The organism is Cellulosimicrobium composti, assembly GCF_009711085.1.
GTDB classification, from domain to species: domain Bacteria; phylum Actinomycetota; class Actinomycetes; order Actinomycetales; family Cellulomonadaceae; genus Cellulosimicrobium; species Cellulosimicrobium composti.
Map to the genome: position 1 here is coordinate 77,060 of NZ_WMKA01000013.1, position 15,988 is coordinate 93,047.

The 15,988-nt window shown below is 75.4% G+C and carries 13 protein-coding genes; 10 read left to right on the top strand and 3 right to left on the bottom strand.

Translation table 11 applies throughout. The features are described from left to right. The first annotated feature begins 68 nt into the window (after nt 1-68). The 8 genes from GJV82_RS08020 (at nt 69) to GJV82_RS08055 (ending at nt 11,526) form a co-directional block, all read left to right on the top strand. On the top strand, nt 69-1,127 hold the full coding sequence (locus tag GJV82_RS08020) for a branched-chain amino acid ABC transporter permease (RefSeq protein ID WP_024841305.1): 1,059 nt from the start codon (nt 69-71) through the stop codon (nt 1,125-1,127). Then, nucleotides 1,124-2,536 carry a branched-chain amino acid ABC transporter permease gene (locus GJV82_RS08025; RefSeq protein WP_196217206.1) on the top strand — a complete coding sequence of 471 codons (1,413 nt, stop codon included), beginning with the start codon at nt 1,124-1,126 and terminating at the stop codon, nt 2,534-2,536. Before GJV82_RS08020 ends, GJV82_RS08025 begins: the two co-directional genes overlap by 4 nt. Continuing rightward, entirely contained in the window at nt 2,533-3,609 is a 1,077-nt protein-coding gene (locus tag GJV82_RS08030) for an ABC transporter ATP-binding protein (RefSeq protein WP_115941380.1), read from the top strand. Before GJV82_RS08025 ends, GJV82_RS08030 begins: the two co-directional genes overlap by 4 nt. Beyond that, nucleotides 3,596-4,315 carry an ABC transporter ATP-binding protein gene (locus GJV82_RS08035; protein WP_155098860.1) on the top strand — a complete coding sequence of 240 codons (720 nt, stop codon included), beginning with the start codon at nt 3,596-3,598 and terminating at the stop codon, nt 4,313-4,315. The genes GJV82_RS08030 and GJV82_RS08035 overlap by 14 nt, the downstream gene beginning before the upstream one ends. Nucleotides 4,316-4,479: 164 nt before the next feature. Continuing rightward, nucleotides 4,480-6,369, top strand: a complete 1,890-nt coding sequence (locus GJV82_RS08040) for a PQQ-binding-like beta-propeller repeat protein (RefSeq protein ID WP_155098861.1) — start codon at nt 4,480-4,482, stop codon at nt 6,367-6,369. Between the two features lie 21 nt (nt 6,370-6,390). Next, the gene (locus GJV82_RS08045) at nt 6,391-8,109 is read left to right on the top strand and encodes a hypothetical protein (protein WP_155098862.1); all 1,719 of its coding nucleotides are present in this window, start codon (nt 6,391-6,393) and stop codon (nt 8,107-8,109) included. 36 nt (nt 8,110-8,145) lie between these two features. After that, nucleotides 8,146-10,509 carry a S9 family peptidase gene (locus tag GJV82_RS08050; RefSeq protein WP_155098863.1) on the top strand — a complete coding sequence of 788 codons (2,364 nt, stop codon included), beginning with the start codon at nt 8,146-8,148 and terminating at the stop codon, nt 10,507-10,509. Nucleotides 10,510-10,554: 45 nt separating this feature from the next. Then, nucleotides 10,555-11,526 carry a hypothetical protein gene (locus tag GJV82_RS08055; protein ID WP_155098864.1) on the top strand — a complete coding sequence of 324 codons (972 nt, stop codon included), beginning with the start codon at nt 10,555-10,557 and terminating at the stop codon, nt 11,524-11,526. Nucleotides 11,527-11,615: 89 nt separating this feature from the next. Here GJV82_RS08055 and GJV82_RS08060 read toward each other — a convergent pair whose 3' ends face one another. The 3 genes from GJV82_RS08060 to GJV82_RS08070 all read right to left on the bottom strand — a co-directional run bounded on the left by GJV82_RS08060 (nt 11,616) and on the right by GJV82_RS08070 (nt 14,420). Then, complete coding sequence (locus GJV82_RS08060; RefSeq protein ID WP_155098865.1) at nt 11,616-12,257, bottom strand: zinc ribbon domain-containing protein; 642 nt, start codon at nt 12,255-12,257, stop codon at nt 11,616-11,618. A 172-nt stretch (nt 12,258-12,429) separates the two neighbouring features. Next, on the bottom strand, nt 12,430-13,353 hold the full coding sequence (locus GJV82_RS08065) for a diacylglycerol kinase catalytic domain-containing protein (protein ID WP_155098866.1): 924 nt from the start codon (nt 13,351-13,353) through the stop codon (nt 12,430-12,432). A gap of 2 nt (nt 13,354-13,355) precedes the next feature. Next, the gene (locus tag GJV82_RS08070) at nt 13,356-14,420 is read right to left on the bottom strand and encodes an SPFH domain-containing protein (protein WP_115941373.1); all 1,065 of its coding nucleotides are present in this window, start codon (nt 14,418-14,420) and stop codon (nt 13,356-13,358) included. A gap of 97 nt (nt 14,421-14,517) precedes the next feature. Between GJV82_RS08070 and GJV82_RS08075 the strand changes: the two genes are divergently transcribed. Beyond that, on the top strand, nt 14,518-15,318 hold the full coding sequence (locus tag GJV82_RS08075; RefSeq protein ID WP_034604791.1) for an NUDIX hydrolase: 801 nt from the start codon (nt 14,518-14,520) through the stop codon (nt 15,316-15,318). Between the two features lie 72 nt (nt 15,319-15,390). Beyond that, nucleotides 15,391-15,988, top strand: a 598-nt coding sequence (locus tag GJV82_RS08080; protein ID WP_225873196.1) for a hypothetical protein, incomplete at its 3' end; no start/stop codon positions are given.

The following is a 15,988-nucleotide window of genomic DNA, read 5'->3' on the forward strand; positions in this document are numbered from 1 at the left end:
GGGGGCCGCCGGGCGGGGCGCCCGTCGTGGACCACGACCTCGTACCCCCAGCAGAACCAGGGAGCGTCATGCCCGCTCTTGCAGAAGCGCTGGTCCACAGCGCGACCGCCGGACCCCTCGTCCACCAGTCCCTCATCGACTTCAACCTCGCCGGCCTCGGCCGGAACTTCTGGGGCCTCACCATCGAGGGCCTCACCTACGGCGCGATCTACGCGCTCGTGGCCGTCGGCTACACGCTCGTCTACGGCGTGCTGCGGCTCATCAACTTCGCCCACTCCGAGGTCTTCATGCTCGGCATGTTCGGGCAGTACGCGACCCTCCTGCTCCTGGGCTTCTACCCGAGCGGGAACGCGTACGACAAGGGGATCCTGCTCACCGTGCTGTACCTGGGCATCGCGATGCTCGGCGGCATGATCGTCGCGGGCGGCACCGCCGTCGGGCTCGAGCGCGTGGCGTACCGCCCGCTGCGCAAGCGCGGCGCGCCCTCCCTCGTGTTCCTCATCACCGCGATCGGCATGTCCTTCGTGCTGCAGGAGTTCGTGCACTTCGTGCTCCCCAAGCTCACGGGTGGCACGCTCGGCGGCGTCAACGCCCAGCAGCCGATCCGGCTCGTGCAGCCCGAGGTGCAGTTCACGATCGGCGGCGCGCCCGTCACGAACGTCACGCTCGTGATCATCCTGTCGGCGCTCGTCCTCGCGCTCGCGACGGACCTGTTCATCAACCGCACCAAGTTCGGCCGCGGCATCCGCGCCGTCGCGCAGGACCCGGTGACGGCGACACTCATGGGCGTCTCGCGCGAGCGTGTGATCATGCTGACGTTCCTCATCGGCGGCATCCTCGCGGGCGCCGCCGCGCTGCTGTACACGCTGCGCGTCCCCAACGGGATCATCTACTCCGGCGGGTTCATCCTCGGCATCAAGGCGTTCTCCGCCGCGGTGCTCGGTGGCATCGGCAACCTGCGCGGCGCGCTGCTCGGTGGTCTGCTGCTCGGCGTCATGGAGAACTACGGCCAGGTGGTCTTCGGCACGGAGTGGCGCGACGTCGTCGCCTTCGTGCTCCTGATCGTCGTCCTGATGTTCCGCCCGACGGGCATCCTCGGGGAGTCGCTGGGGAGGGCCCGCGCATGAGCACCTCGACACCTGCACCGCAGCCCTCGTCGTCGGGGGCACCCACGTCGATGCCGCCGGCCGGCCGCGTCGCGACGAAGGACCGCCCGCACGGCGGCGTCGGCGACCGCCTCCGCCTCTGGTGGGACGCGCTCCCGCGCCCGACGCAGTGGCTCGTCGGCGTGCCGTTCGTCCTCTTCATGGCGCTCGTGCCGATCCTCAACATCCCGGTGCTCACGACGGTCGGGACGAACTTCGGCGGCGTCATGGCCCAGTTCGGGATGATCGCGCTCATCGCGATCGGCCTGAACGTCGTCGTGGGCCAGGCCGGCCTGCTCGACCTCGGGTACGTCGGCTTCTACGCGATCGGCGCGTACACGGTCGCGATCCTCACGAGCCCCGACAGCCCCTGGAACCAGGCGGGCGAGGGGCACTGGCTCGGGCGCGAGTGGGCATGGCTCGCGGCGCTGCCGGTCGCGATCGCGATCACGTCGCTCTCCGGCCTCATCCTCGGGTCGCCGACGCTGCGTCTGCGCGGCGACTACCTCGCGATCGTCACGCTCGGCTTCGGCGAGATCGTGCGCCTCCTCGCGGACAACCTCGACGAGCTCACGGGCGGCGGCCAGGGCCTGCGCGGCGTGGCCTACCCGCGGCTCGGCGTGACGGAGGACCTGCCGAACGGCGTGTTCTCCGCGGGCAACGCGGCGGGCACGCTCAACTCGGGCGTCTGGTGGTACTGGCTCAGCCTCGTCTTCATCGTCATCTCGCTCCTGTTCGTCGGGAACCTCGAGCGCTCGCGCGTCGGGCGCGCGTGGGTCGCGATCCGCGAGGACGAGGACGCGGCCGAGATCATGGGCGTGCCGACGTTCCGCTTCAAGCTCTGGGCGTTCGTCATCGGCGCGTCGATCGGCGGCGTCGCGGGGGCGCTCTACGCCGGGCAGGTCCAGTTCGTCATCCCGACGAACTTCAACGTCATCAACTCGGTCCTCTTCCTGTGCGCCGTCGTGCTCGGCGGCCAGGGGAACAAGCTCGGGGTCATCCTCGGCGCGTTCATCATCGTGTACGTGCCGAACTTCTTCCTCGGCCGCACCGAGCTGTTCGGCATCCCGATCAACGGCAACGAGATCGCGAGCTACCGGTACCTGTTCTTCGGTCTCGCGCTGGTCGTGCTCATGATCTTCCGACCGCAGGGACTCATCCCCGTCCGGCAGAAGCTGCTCACGTACGGGCGCGAGCTCTACGTGGCGGCGCGGCGCTCCGCGCACGTGGTCGCCCCGCGCGGCGGGTCCGACGGCGGCGCGCGTCCGGGCACCCCGGCCGTCGCGACCGCGTCCGGCGGCGCGGGAGGGGCCGCTCCCGTCGCGGGAGGACCGACGGCCGACGGGCCCGGGACGGCCCGGAGCACGACGAACGAGGAGGAGACCCGATGAGCACCCACGACCCGGGCGGGATCGGGGCGGGCGGCGAGCACGGGGACGAGCACCTCGCGGCGTCGGGCCGCGCCGACTCCTCGCGCGCGGACCTGTACATGCCGGGCGCCGTCCTGGAGGAGCCGGCGATCGTCGACGTCGCGGAGGTGCGGCCCGAGCTCGCCAACCCGGACCTCGTCGACGCGATGGTCGCGCCGGACCGCACGGTCCGCGCGAAGGTCGGCGAGCCGCTGCTCCAGATGGAGAACGTCACCGTGCAGTTCGGCGGGCTCGTGGCGCTGGACGACGTGACGTTCGAGATCCGGCGCGGCGAGATCCTCGGCCTCATCGGCCCCAACGGCGCGGGCAAGACGACGGCGTTCAACGCGATGACCGGCGTCTACCGCCCCACCAAGGGGCAGGTCGTGTTCGACGGCACGCCCGTGGGCAAGCTCAAGCGCTACCGGATCACGCAGCGCGGCATCGCGCGCACGTTCCAGAACATCCGCCTGTTCAACGAGATGACGGCGCTCGAGAACGTCGTCGTCGGCTCGGACGCGCGGCACCGCACGTCGGTCCCCGGCGCGCTGTTCCGCACGCCGCGGCACCGGCGCGAGGAGCGCGACGCGATCGACCGCGCGATGGCGCTGCTCGAGTTCGTGGGCGTCGGCGGCCGGGCCACGGAGAAGGCGCGCAACCTCTCCTACGGCGACCAGCGCCGTCTGGAGATCGCGCGCGCCCTCGCGACCGAGCCCAAGCTCCTGTGCCTCGACGAGCCCGCGGCGGGCTTCAACCCGGCGGAGAAGGAGGCCCTCATGGACCTCATCCGCCACATCCGCGACGACGGGTACACCGTGCTGCTCATCGAGCACGACATGCGCCTGGTCCGTGGGGTCACGGACCGGATCGTCGTGCTGGAGTTCGGGCGGGTCATCGCGGACGGCACGCCCGACGAGGTGACGAACGACCCCAAGGTCATCGCCGCCTACCTGGGCGTGCCCGACGAGGAGCTGGCCGCCGCGGAGGGCGGCACGGGCGCCGACGCGCCCGCCGCCCCGACGACCGAAGGAGGCAGCGGCGATGCCTCTGCTTGAGCTGCAGGACATGACGGTCGCGTACGGCCGCATCGAGGCGGTGCGCGGCATCTCGATCACCGTCGAGGAGGGCGAGCTCGTCACCCTCATCGGGGCCAACGGCGCCGGCAAGACGACGACGATGCGCGCGATCTCGGGCATCCGCCCGGTGTCGCGCGGCAGGGTCGTCTTCGACGGCAAGGACATCACGCGCATGAAGGCGCACCTGCGCGTGCTCGAGGGCATCGTGCAGGCGCCCGAGGGTCGGGGGATCTTCCCCGGGATGACCGTCATCGAGAACCTCGAGATGGGCTCCTACGCGCGGACGTTCTCCTCGAAGGCCGAGCACGACGAGACGGTGGACCGGGTGTTCGACCTGTTCCCGCGTCTCGCGGAGCGCAAGGACCAGGTGGGCGGCACCATGTCCGGCGGCGAGCAGCAGATGCTCGCGATCGGGCGGGCGCTCATGGCGCGGCCGCGCCTGCTCCTGCTCGACGAGCCGTCGATGGGTCTCGCGCCCATGGTGATCCAGCAGATCTTCCGCATCGTGTCGGAGATCAACGCGCAGGGGACGACGGTCCTGCTCGTCGAGCAGAACGCGCAGCAGGCGCTGTCGCGCTCCGACCGCGCGTACGTGCTCGAGACCGGCGAGGTCGTGCGCACCGGTGGTGGCCGGGAGCTCCTCGCCGACCCGAGCATCAAGGAGGCGTACCTGGGCGTCGCCTGACGCCCGTCGACCCCGACCGGCGGCCACCGGTCGCCCGCAGCGCCCGGCGGCGGTGCGCCCTCCTCGGACGGCGTGTCCCCGCCGGGCGTCGGCGCGTCGGGACACGTCCGTGCGCGGGCCCGGCGCGGGGTCCCGCGCGGCCGCCGTTCCCCTACGCTGGACGGGTGCCGCTCCGACGTCGTGACGCCCGGGACCGACTGACCTTCGAGCTGGTCGAGTCGACGGACGAGGACGTCGACGACGAGGTCGCGCCGCCGGTGCCGCGGACCCGCCCGCCGGGCGCGCCCGGGTTCACCCGGCCCTCCCCGGGCGCGCAGACCTCGCCCTCCACCGACCTCGACGCCCGGCCCGGCGCGACGCCGGTCGCGAGCGACCACCCCGCCGACACCGCGGCGTCCCCCGACGCCGGGCCCGGCGTCCCCGACGACGCCGTCGGCGACGGACTCTACGGTGGCGACGGCGGCGCGCCCGACGGCGCGGAGGACGAGCCCGGTCGGCCGCGGCGCGGTCGGCGAACCGCCGTCGTGGGGGCGACCGCCGCGGGCGTCGCGCTCGTGCTCGGCGGCATGCTCGCGGTCGACGCATGGCAGGGGCGGGGCGAGCTCGACCGGCTGCGCACGGCCCCGGGTGCCGTCGAGCCGCTCCCGGACGCGCCCGAGGAGCGGTGGACGACGGACGTCGCCCTCGCCAACAGCATCGGGTTCCTGCCCTCGACGGTCGTCACGGTCGAGGAGGGCGCCGCCGTCGGGTCCTCGCTCGACACCGGCGAGGAGCTCTGGCGCGTCGACGTGGGAGTCGGTGCGGCGTGCGGGAGCGTCTTCCTGTGGTCGCCGCCCGCCGGGGAGCCCGACCCCACGATCGTGTGCGTGGCGCCGGTCCTGGACGGCGCGGGTGCGCAGGACGAGGACGACCTGCCGACGGACCCGTGGGCCGGGCGCGTGGAGACGACGGACTGGGAGGTCGTCGTCGTGGACGCCGCCGGCGAGGTGCTCGGGCGGCGCAGCACGACGACCGAGGGCGGGGTCCCCGCGCCGGGACCCGGGGGCACGGTCGTGCGCGCCGAGCGCGTCGGCCCGGTGCCCGAGGGCGACGGTGCGGAGCTCGAGGTGGACATGACGACGGGCAGCATCGGGGAGGTGCCGGAGGGTCGGCCCGCCGTCCTGCGCGTCGAGGACGCCCTCACGGGCGACGTCCGCTGGGACGCCGAGCTGCCGTTCGTGGCGCGGTCCGGCCAGTGCGTCGAGTGGAGCGAGGTCGACGGCGCCGAGACCGTCCGCGCGTCGCTCGAGGGCCTGTGGACGGGTGCGGAGCCGCGCCTCGTCCGCGTCGACGGCTGCGGCGTGACGGGGTGGTTCACCCCGGACGGCGCGCGGCTCGACGACCCGGACAACCCCGTCGACAGCGTCGTCGCGCTCGGGGACGGCACCTACTACCGCGACCCGGCGAGCAACGAGTACGGCTGGGGCTACGGGTCCGAGGTGCCGGCCGACCCGACCGCGGCGCCCGCGGTCCTCGGGCCGGACGGGTCGCTGCGCTGGGAGGCGCCGGGCCCGGTGCTCGTGCCGCAGTCGACGGACGGGCGGCCCGCGCCGCTGCTCGTCCAGGACGGGATCGAGGTGGCGGCGTTCGACGGGACCGGGGCGGAGGTCTGGCGCGGGACGGAGCCCTGGACGCCCGAGAGCGTACTGGTCGCGGCGGGCGGGACGTTCGTCGTGAGCACGGGCTACGGGGGTGCCGTGCTCGTCGGGATCGACGCCGCCACGGGGCGCGAGACGTGGTCGCTCTCGCGTGAGGACGTGGACGGCCTCCTCGGGGACGCGGGCTCGGAGGCGTCGGGCTGGTCGGTCGACTCCGCGTACACGGACGGCTCGCGGGCGATCGCCGTCGTCTCGGACTGGCAGGACGGGTCGAGCACGCTCGTGGCCCTCGACCTCGCCGACGGGCGGGTGGTGTGGACCGCGGACTGGGGGGAGGACGCCCGCGGCTCGTGGGTGCTCCCGATCCAGGGGCGCCTGCTGCGCCTCGGCGAGGCGGCGATCACCCGGCTCGGTTGACGCCCGTCCTACGCTGGGGGCGTGCCGCTCCGACGACGCGACGGCGACGACCGCCGGACGTTCGAGCTCGTCGACACGGCCGGGGTCGACGTGGACCCCGACCTCCTCGACGCGCCCAGCACCGTGCTGCTCGGCGCGCCCCCGCGCGGTCCCGACGCACCCGACCTGGCGCCCGGCCTGGCGTCCGGCACGGACGACCGGGCGGCGTCCGGTGAGGACGGCACCGCCCCCGGGCCCGCGGCGCCGACGGGCGGGCCCGGCGCCGACCGCCGTCGACGCCGCACGGTCGGTGCCGTGGTGACGGGTGGCGTCGTGGTCCTGGTCGTCGGCGGGATGCTCGTGGTCGACGCCGTGACGAGCGGCGACGCGCAGGACCGCCTCGAGTCCGCGCGCGGCGCGGTGCGTGCGCTCGACGGCGCGCCGGTCGAGCGGTGGACGGCGCCCGTGGCGGCGGAGCATGGCGTCGCCTACCTGCCGGGCCTGCTCGTCACGGTCGACGGCGACGAGGCGGTCGCGCTCGACCTCGACACGGGCGCCGAGGCGTGGCGCACCGCGATCGGCAGCGACGAGGCGGTGTGCGGGTCGTGGAGCCCGTGGCCCGCGTCCGGCCCGGCGGCGGGCACGGTCGTGTGCGTCGCGGGCCCGGGGGTCGTGCCGTTCTGGTACGACCCGGTCGACGAGCCGCGCACCGCGCCGGACGAGGTCGACGTGACGGTCCTCGACGCCGACGGCCGCATGGTGGGGGAGCGCACGGTCGAGGTGGGCGGGGACGTGCTCGTGCCCGGTCCCGACGGAGCCCTGGTCCGGGCCGAGCGCGTCGGCGAGCCCGGCCCGCCGATCGGCGCCCCGGTCGCCGTCGACCCGGGGGCGGGGGAGTCGGTCGACGGCGTGTCCGGCCGCGACGCCGTCGTGACGGTCGAGGACGCGCTGAGCGGCGAGGTGCGCTGGCGCGGCGAGCTCCCGTTCCAGGACGTGCCCTGGTCGTGCACCACGTGGGACGCGGAGACCGGCGGCGAGGTGATCGAGCCGGAGCACCTCGCCGTCGTCGCGACCGACACGATGGTGGAGGTCACCGGCTGCGGCGTCGCGGCGTCGTTCGACGCGGACGGTCGGCGGCTCGACGACGCCGACGTGCCCACGGACGGCGTGGTGCCGCTCGCCGGCGGCAGGTTCCTCGTGGACGCCGACCGCCAGGGCACGACGGCCGCGCTGCGCGCCGACCGCGTGCTCGACCCCGACGGGAAGCCCGTGCTCGACGCCCCGGGCGAGGTCCTCGACCCCTGGGCGACCGACGACCCGGTGCCCGGCGTGCTGCTCGTGCGCGACGGCATCGACCTGCGCGCGTTCGACGACGAGGGCGCGCGCCTGTGGACGTACGACGGCGCGCGCGTGCCCGAGGCCCTGTACGCCCTCGCGGGCGGGACGGCCGTCGTCGGCACGGCCAACACCGTCCTCGGCCTCGACGCGCTCTCGGGCACGGCGACGTGGTCGCGGTTCCTCGACGACCTCGGGAACGACGGCGGGGACGCGATGGTGACGCAGGCCTTCACCGACGGGCGGTGCGCGTTCCTCGTGCTCGTCGACCCGGCGACGGGGACGCACCCGCGGGTGGTCGCGCTCGAGCTGTCGTCGGGCGCGGTCGTCTGGGAGGACGACCTCCCGGGGGAGTGGGCGTCGTTCGCCCCGGTCCAGGGCCGGCTCCTGCGCTGGGACGACGGGGCGGTCACGCTGCTGGGCTGACCCGCCCACGGCCGCCGGCCGCACTACCCTGGCCAGATGCCTGACGACCTCACGCAGGCCGCCACGTCCCCGACCCCCGCGCACGGGGAGGGACCGGCCGCCCCGGTCGCGCCCCGCCGCCCGGCGCCGCGCACGCACCACGGCGAGACCGTCGTCGACGACTACGAGTGGCTGCGGGACAAGGAGTCGCCCGAGGTCGTCGCGCACCTCGAGGCGGAGAACGCGTACACCGAGGCGCAGCTCGCGCACCTCGCGCCGCTGCGCGAGCGGATCTTCGAGGAGATCAAGGCGCGCACGCTCGAGACGGACCTGTCCGTGCCCGTGCGCCAGGGCGCGTACTGGTACTACTCCCGCACGGTCGAGGGGTCGCAGTACCCGGTGCGGACGCGCGCGCCGATCGACGCGAGCCTGGGCAGCGACGCGCCGTCCGCGTGGGTGCCGCCCGTGCTCGAGCCGGGCGTGCCCGTGCCGGGCGAGCAGGTGCTGCTCGACGACAACGTCGAGGCGCGCGGGCACGAGTTCTTCTCCCTCGGCTCGTTCGACGTCTCCGCCGACGGGACGCGCCTCGCGTACGCCGTCGACGTCGTGGGCGACGAGCGGTACACGCTGCGCGTCCGTGACCTCACGACCGGCACGGACCTCGCCGACGAGGTCCCGGGCACCTTCCCGGGGGCCACGTTCTCGCCGGACGGGCGCTACGTGTTCTACCCGACGGTCGACGACGCGTGGCGTCCCTGGCGCGTCTGGCGCCACGAGGTCGGCACGCCCGCGACGCAGGACGTCGTGGTCTTCGAGGAGCCCGACGAGCGGTTCTGGGTCGGCGTGGGCGTCACGCGCTCTCAGCGGTTCGTGCAGATCGACGTGGGCTCGAAGATCACGTCGGAGACGTGGCTGATCGACGCCGACGACCCCACCGGGGAGCCGCGCGTCGTGTGGCCCCGGCGCGAGGGCGTCGAGTACACCGTCGAGCACGCGGTCCTGCCGCCCGAGTGGGTCCCCGCCGACCATGCGGACGTGTCCCGCCCCGAGGCCGGGACGGGCGACGACCGCATGGTCGGCGGTCGAGGGGCGGCTGGTCGCGACGCGCTGCTCGTGCTGCACAACGAGGGCGCGGAGAACTTCGAGCTCGTCGTCACCGGCGTCCCCGGCCCCGGCGCGCCGCTCGACCCCGCGGACGCGACCGTCGTCGTGCCGCACGACCCGGCGACGCGGCTCGAGGCGGTCGACGCGTTCGCCGGCCACCTCGTCGTGTCCTTCCGGCGCGACGCGCTGTCCCGCGTCGGCGTCGTCGACCTCGCCGCCGACGAGCCCACGCGGCCCGCGGGTCTGCCGACCCCGATCCGCACCGGCGACACCCCGGCGCCGGGCGACCCGTGGCACGTGCGCGAGGTCGCGTTCGACGAGCCGCTGTACACCGTCGCGCTCGCGGGCAACCCCGAGTGGGAGCAGCCGAACGTCCGCCTGTCGTACACGAGCTTCGTCACGCCGTCGACCGTCTACGACCTGCGCGTCGAGACGGGCGGCCTGACGCTGCTCAAGCAGCAGCCCGTGCTCGGCGGGTACGACGCCGCCGACTACGTGCAGCGGCGTGAGTGGGCGACGGCCGAGGACGGCACCCAGGTGCCCGTCTCGCTCGTGTGGCGGCGCGACGCCGTCGGGCTCGACGCGACCGGCACCGGCGCGGAGCCCGCCCCGCTGCTGCTGTACGGCTACGGGTCGTACGAGATCAGCATCGACCCCGGCTTCTCGATCTCGCGCCTGTCGCTGCTCGACCGCGGCGTCGTGTTCGCCGTCGCGCACGTCCGGGGCGGTGGGGAGATGGGGCGCCGCTGGTACGACGAGGGCAAGACGCTCGCCAAGCGCAACACGTTCACCGACTTCGTCGCCGTCGCACGGCACCTCGTCGACGCGGGCTGGACGAGCCCCGAGCGGCTCGTCGCGCAGGGCGGCTCGGCGGGTGGCCTGCTCATGGGCGCGGTGACCAACCTCGCGCCCGAGCTCTTCGCGGGCGTGCTCGCGCAGGTCCCGTTCGTCGACGCGCTCACGTCGATCCTCGACCCGTCGCTCCCGCTGACGGTCGTCGAGTGGGACGAGTGGGGCGACCCGCTCCACGACGCCGAGGTCTACCGGTACATGCGCACGTACTCGCCGTACGAGAACGTGCCCGACGACGCGTCGCACTACCCGAGGATCCTCGCCGTGACGTCGTTCCACGACACGCGCGTGCTCTACGTCGAGCCGGCCAAGTGGGTCGCGCGCCTGCGTGCGGCCGGGGCGCCCGCGCTGCTGAAGATCGAGATGCACGCCGGGCACGGCGGCGTCTCGGGCCGGTACGAGGGCTGGCGCGAGGTCGCGTACGAGGACGCGTGGGCGCTGGACGTGCTCGGCCTGGCCGGGTGACGCACGCGCGGCGAGGGGAGACGCGATGACGGGGAGGGCGACGCGATGACCGGGACGACGGCCCCCGACCCGCGCACGACGCACGACGCGACCCCGCCCGGGCCCGTGGCGCTGCGGCTGCGGCCCCTGGGCTACCTCGCCGTCGCGCTCGGGCTGACGGCGGTCGGGCTCGCCCTCGCGGGCCTGTACCTCTCGGTCGCGGTCCGGGGGCTCGTCGAGCCGCCGCAGACGCAGGTGCCGTGGGCCGAGGTCGTCGCCGACCCGGGCGCCGCGCTCGGCCGGCTCGCCGTGCTCGCGCCGGTGCTCGTCGTGCTCGCCGGGCCCGTCGCCTGGTACGTCTCGTGCGCGGTGTGGCCGCTCGCCGCGCTGGCGTTCGTGCACGCCGGGCGCGCGCTGCGACCGTCGTCGCGGGGCGACCGCGTGTCGTTCACGAGCCGGGTCGTCGCGGGCGCGACGCTCGGCACGGCCGTCCCGGGCCGCGTCCCGCTCGTCCTGCAGCCGCAGCGGCGCTCGCGACTCACGGACACGCTCGTGCGCTTCGCCGTGTGCGGCTGGCGACCGGACCGGCGCGAGGCGGGGGCCGCCGTCCCCGCGGGCGTCGCCTGGGTGCTCGCGAGCGCCGGTGCCTCGACCGCGCTCCCGTCGGGGTGGCGCACCGGTCTCGTCCTGACGGCGGTCCCGTTCGCGCTGTGGTCCGTGGCCGCCCTGCGGCGTCGGTGGGCGTGGCGGTTCCACGGCGAGCGCGTGCGCGAGGCGCGGCGCGAGCGGTGGATCGCGCAGCACGGCGACCGTCGGGACCTGCGCGACGGCCCGCGCGTCGTGCGCTCGCGCCCGCAGTCGGCCGAGCACCGCGCGCGCGTCGAGGCCGAGCGTGCCGCTGCCCGTGCGTCCCGGGACAGCCTGACGAGCCTGTCGAGCGACGCGCTCGGGGAGCGCCGCGAGGCGGTGCTGCGCGCACGCCGCGAGCGGGCCGCGCGCGAGCAGGCCCAGACCGACGACGGGCGTCACCAGGGCTGAGCCGAGCATGCGGATACCGCCCGTCGAGCATGCGGTTGCCGCCCGTCAGGTCCCCGGGACGGTCGACGACCGCATGCTCGGCGGGACGGTCAGACGTGCGGGCTGCCGCACTCCGCGCAGAACCGCGCGCCCGGCGTGCTCGCGGCACCGCACTCGCGGCACGCGGTGCTCGGCGCGAGGCGCTCGCCGCACTCGGGGCAGAACTTGCCGCCGCCGACCTTCGCCGCGCACGACGGGCACTGCGTCACGGCCGGCGTCGCGAGGTCCGTGCCGCCGACGAGGTCGGTCGTGCGGAGCTGGTCCCGCAGCTGGTAGCGGCGAGCCTCGGCCTGGAGCTGCGCGAGCTCCTCGGCCTGCTTGGGCGAGCAGCGCACGCACTGCCCGACGGCGTCGTTCCAGCAGACCTCGTGGCACATCCAGTCGCCGCACCCGTGGCACTGGCGGAACGCGTCGCGCACCTCGCCGACGGCGGCGTCGAGCGCCTTGTCCTTCGCCTGCGAGTTGGTCTGGCGGTCCGCGGCCCACGACCCCGCCGCGTAGGACAGGTCCGCGACCTTGCCGCCGAAGAGGCGGCCCGCGGCCTTGATGAGGCTGCTCCCCTTGGCCACGACGTCCGTCTGGTACGCGGAGCGGTAACCGTTGCCGCACCGCTCGCACCGGAACTCGAACTGGTACCCGCCCGAGTTCGACAGGTCGCGGACGTTGTCGGTGAAGGCGATGGGCGTGCTCATGGGTCGGACCTCGGCGGCTCGTGGGGCTGTGACCTGCGGAGGGGAACCGCAGGAGGGGGCGTCATGGGGATCCCGTGACCGCTGCGATGCTACCTATCGACTCGCCGGCCGTGGGGGATCACCCGGGTGAAATCGGGCAGAGCGGCCGCGTCTGGCGGGGGCCGGGGCCGGGTCAGGGCCGGACGAGGCGCAGCGGGGCGTCCGCGGTGCGGACGGTGACCGTCTGGCCCCACGAGGCGACGAGGCGGTCGTCCTCCACGCCGTCGCCGAACACGACGAGGCGGTCCGACGCGACGACGAGCGCGACGTCGGCGGCGTCCTCGACGTAGCCCTCGGTGAGCGACGCCCCGGTCGACGGCGACGGCCACGCCTCGCGCACGAACCAGCCGAGCCGGTGCTCGGTGCGGCCCGGGGCGGGACGACCGCCGCGGTCGTGGGCGAGCGACGCCCACCACCCGGTGGCGCCCGTGCCCGTCGCGACGAGCACGCCCGACGACGACTGGCGCTCCTCGCCCGCCGCGCACCGCAGCGTGTAGCGCGCGCTCTGGTGGCTCGGGTGCCCGACGAACACCTCGTTGAGCGCCGTGAGGTGCTGCCCGTCGTCGAGGTCGGCGCGGACCATGGTGAGCGCGTCGACGGGGAGGGTCGCGACGCGGTCGGGCGCGCCGCCGGGTGCGTCGTCCTCGGTGCCGAGGCCGCGCAGGAGGGCCGTCGCGGCCGCGACCGGGTGGCGCACGAGCACGCCGGCGTTGACGCCCGGCTCGGGGTCGACGCCCAGCACGGGCTGGCCGTCCAGGTACTTGGCGACGTTCGCGACGAGACCGTCCTGGCCGACGACGACCACGACGTCCTCGGGTGCGACGAGGAACCGCGACAGGTCGCCGCGCTCGACGTCCGCGCGCGCCCACCCGGCGGGGAGGGCGGCCACGACGGCGTCGCGCGCCGCCGTGAGCGCGTCGTGCCTCGCCTGGACCTCGGCGAGCGACCGGCCGCGCGAGCGGAGGAAGAACTCGGCCTGGCCCCGGGTGCCGTGGCGGTCCACCAGGTCGTCGAGCTCGGTGCGCCGGTGGACGACGACGGCGCGTCGCCGCAGCATCCTCAGGCCGCCTTCCCGGTGGTCGCCGCCCCGGTGCCGCCCTGCGGCCCGGTCGGCCCGCCGTCCCCGGCCATCCCGCGGGCGAGGGTCCCCAGAACCCCGGTGAGCAGGTCCGGCGTGATGGTGAGGTTCTGGACGTCGGGGAGCGACCCGGCCGCCTCGCGGAGCGCGAGCGCGAGCAGCGTGCCCTGGCCGGCGTTCGCGTAGACCTCCATGCGCGCCTGCTCGGCCGCGGCCTCCGCCGCGCCGACGACGCGCACCTGCTCGGCCTTCGCGTCGGTCGCGAGCTGTGCGCGCTCGGCGGTCGCTCGGGCGTCGACGAGCGCGGCCGCGGCCTTCTCCTCGGCCTCGCGCCGGGCGTTCGCGCCCTCCTGGGCGACGAGGCGCTCGCGGCGCGTCGCGAGCTCGATCTTGCTCGCGAGCTCGTTCTCGGCGATCGCGCGCTCGCGCTCGACCGCGAGCGCGCGGCGCTCGTACGTCGCGCGGTCGGCCTCGGCCTGGACGTGCTCGCGCGCCGGCATCTGCAGCGCGCGCTCGACGTCCTTCTCGGGGCGGACGGCGAGCACCTGGACGCCGATCACGACGATCCCCGTCGCGGCGAGGCGCGGGTCCGTGGTGAGCGCCTCGGTGAGGACGTCGCGCACGTGCGGCACGCCGGCGGTGAGCGCGTCGGCGAGCGGCATCGCGGCGAGCGCGTCGGTCGCCCGGCTCTGCGCGAGCCGTCCGACGATGCTCGTCACCTGGTCGCGCCCCGCGGTGCTGACCTCGCCGGTACCGGGGTCGATCGCGAAGTCGAGGCGCTGCGAGACCGTCACGGGGTCGGCGAACCGGTACGTGACGCCTGCCTGGACGGTGACGTCCTGGTGGTCGGAGGTCACGGCGTGGAAGAAGACGGGCAGCTCCTGGTCGTCGACGGGGACCTCCGAGAGGACCGACGTCGTCGGGCGGAACCAGAACGCCTGCCCCACGCCCTCGTGGGCGACGCGGCCGCGGCGCAGGTGCACGACGTGCCCGGTGGGGCTGCCGAGGAAGTGCCGGGTCCAGGGGTAGGTCCGGATGGTGGCCATGGTCGTCTCCGATCGTTTTTCGTCATTCTGACGATAAGAGCGTAGGCACGGCTCTGCCTTCTCGTCAATCTGACGCGAACGTGCGATGATCGTCCGCATGAGCACCCCGGACCCGGCCCGCGCCGTCCCGCCCTCGGCCGCGCTGCTGCCCGTGACCGTCGACGTCGTCGCGCTCACCGTGCGCGACGACGCGCTCCACGTGCTCCTCGTCGAGCGCGGGGTCGAGCCCTTCCGCGGCGCGCTCGCCCTCCCGGGCGGGTTCGTCCTGCCCGGGGAGCGGCTCGCGGCCGCCGCGCGCCGCGAGCTCGCGGAGGAGACCGGCGTCCGGCCGCCCGGGCACCTCGAGCAGCTGCGCACGTACGGGCCGCTCGACCGCGACCCGCGCGGCCCCGTCCTGTCCGTCGCGTACCTGCTGCTCGCGCCCGAGTTCGGCGTCGTGCACGCGGGGTCCGACGCCGGCGGCGCGGCCTGGCACCCCGTCGAGCCCCTGCTCGGGGCCGGGCCCGACGACCGCCTCGCGTTCGACCACGCGCGGATCCTCGCCGACGGCGTCGAGCGCGCCCGCGCCAAGCTCGAGTACTCGGCGCTCGCGACGGCGTTCTGCCCGCCCGAGTTCACCGTCGCCGACCTGCGGCGCGTCTACGAGGCCGTGTGGGGCGTGCGGCTCGACCCGCGCAACTTCTCGCGCAAGGCGACGACGACCGCCGGCTTCCTCGAGGAGACGGGCCGCACGACGTCGGGCGGCACGGGCCGGCCCGCGGCGCTCTACCGCGCGGCGCCCGCCACCTCGGGCACGGGCGCCGCGGCGGACGCGCGGCCCGCCGACGTCGACCCCGACGACGCGCCCGCCTCCGTGCCCGCCGTGCTCGACCCCCCGCTCATGCGCCCGCGGCGCTGACGCCCGGCGCGGCGCGCCGACGGGGGAGTTCTCCCCCTCGACAGCCCGGCCTGCGTGGGTACGCTCGCGCGCATGTCGACCTACAGCTCCTGGCGCAGCGACCAGGGCAACATGCGCGCCCTCTCGGACGAGCTGGCCGCCCAGGCCGCGATGGCGCGGTCGCGCGAGGCGGCCCTCAACCGGCGCCTGCGCTCGCTCGAGGGCGACCTCTCGAGCCGCGTCGAGGTGCTGCAGCGCCTCGTCAACGCGCTCATCGAGCTCGGCGAGGTGCGCGAGGAGCTCGCGCTGTTCGCGCCCGCGCGCCGGGCGCGCGACGCGGCCCGCGCCCTGACGCGCGCCGTCGTCACGGGCGAGGGCGACGTGTCGCACCTGCGCCGCGCGCCCGACCTCGCCGACGTCCCCGGCTACTGGCTCGTCCCCGCCGCGCTCGCGGTCGCCGACCTGCCCGCGGGCCGCGTCGACGCCGAGGCCGCCCAGGAGGCCCTCCTGCGCGACCGGCGCCGTGCGGCGACGTACCTCGTCGCCGTGTGCGCGCTCGTCGGGCGGCCCGGGCTCGCGCGCGAGTGGGCGCCGTGGGCCCTCGACGCCCCCGTCCTGCCCGCCGCCGGCTGGGGCAGCGCGGACGGGGCGCCCGAGCCCGCGCCCGCACGGACGACGTCGGCGCGCGCGG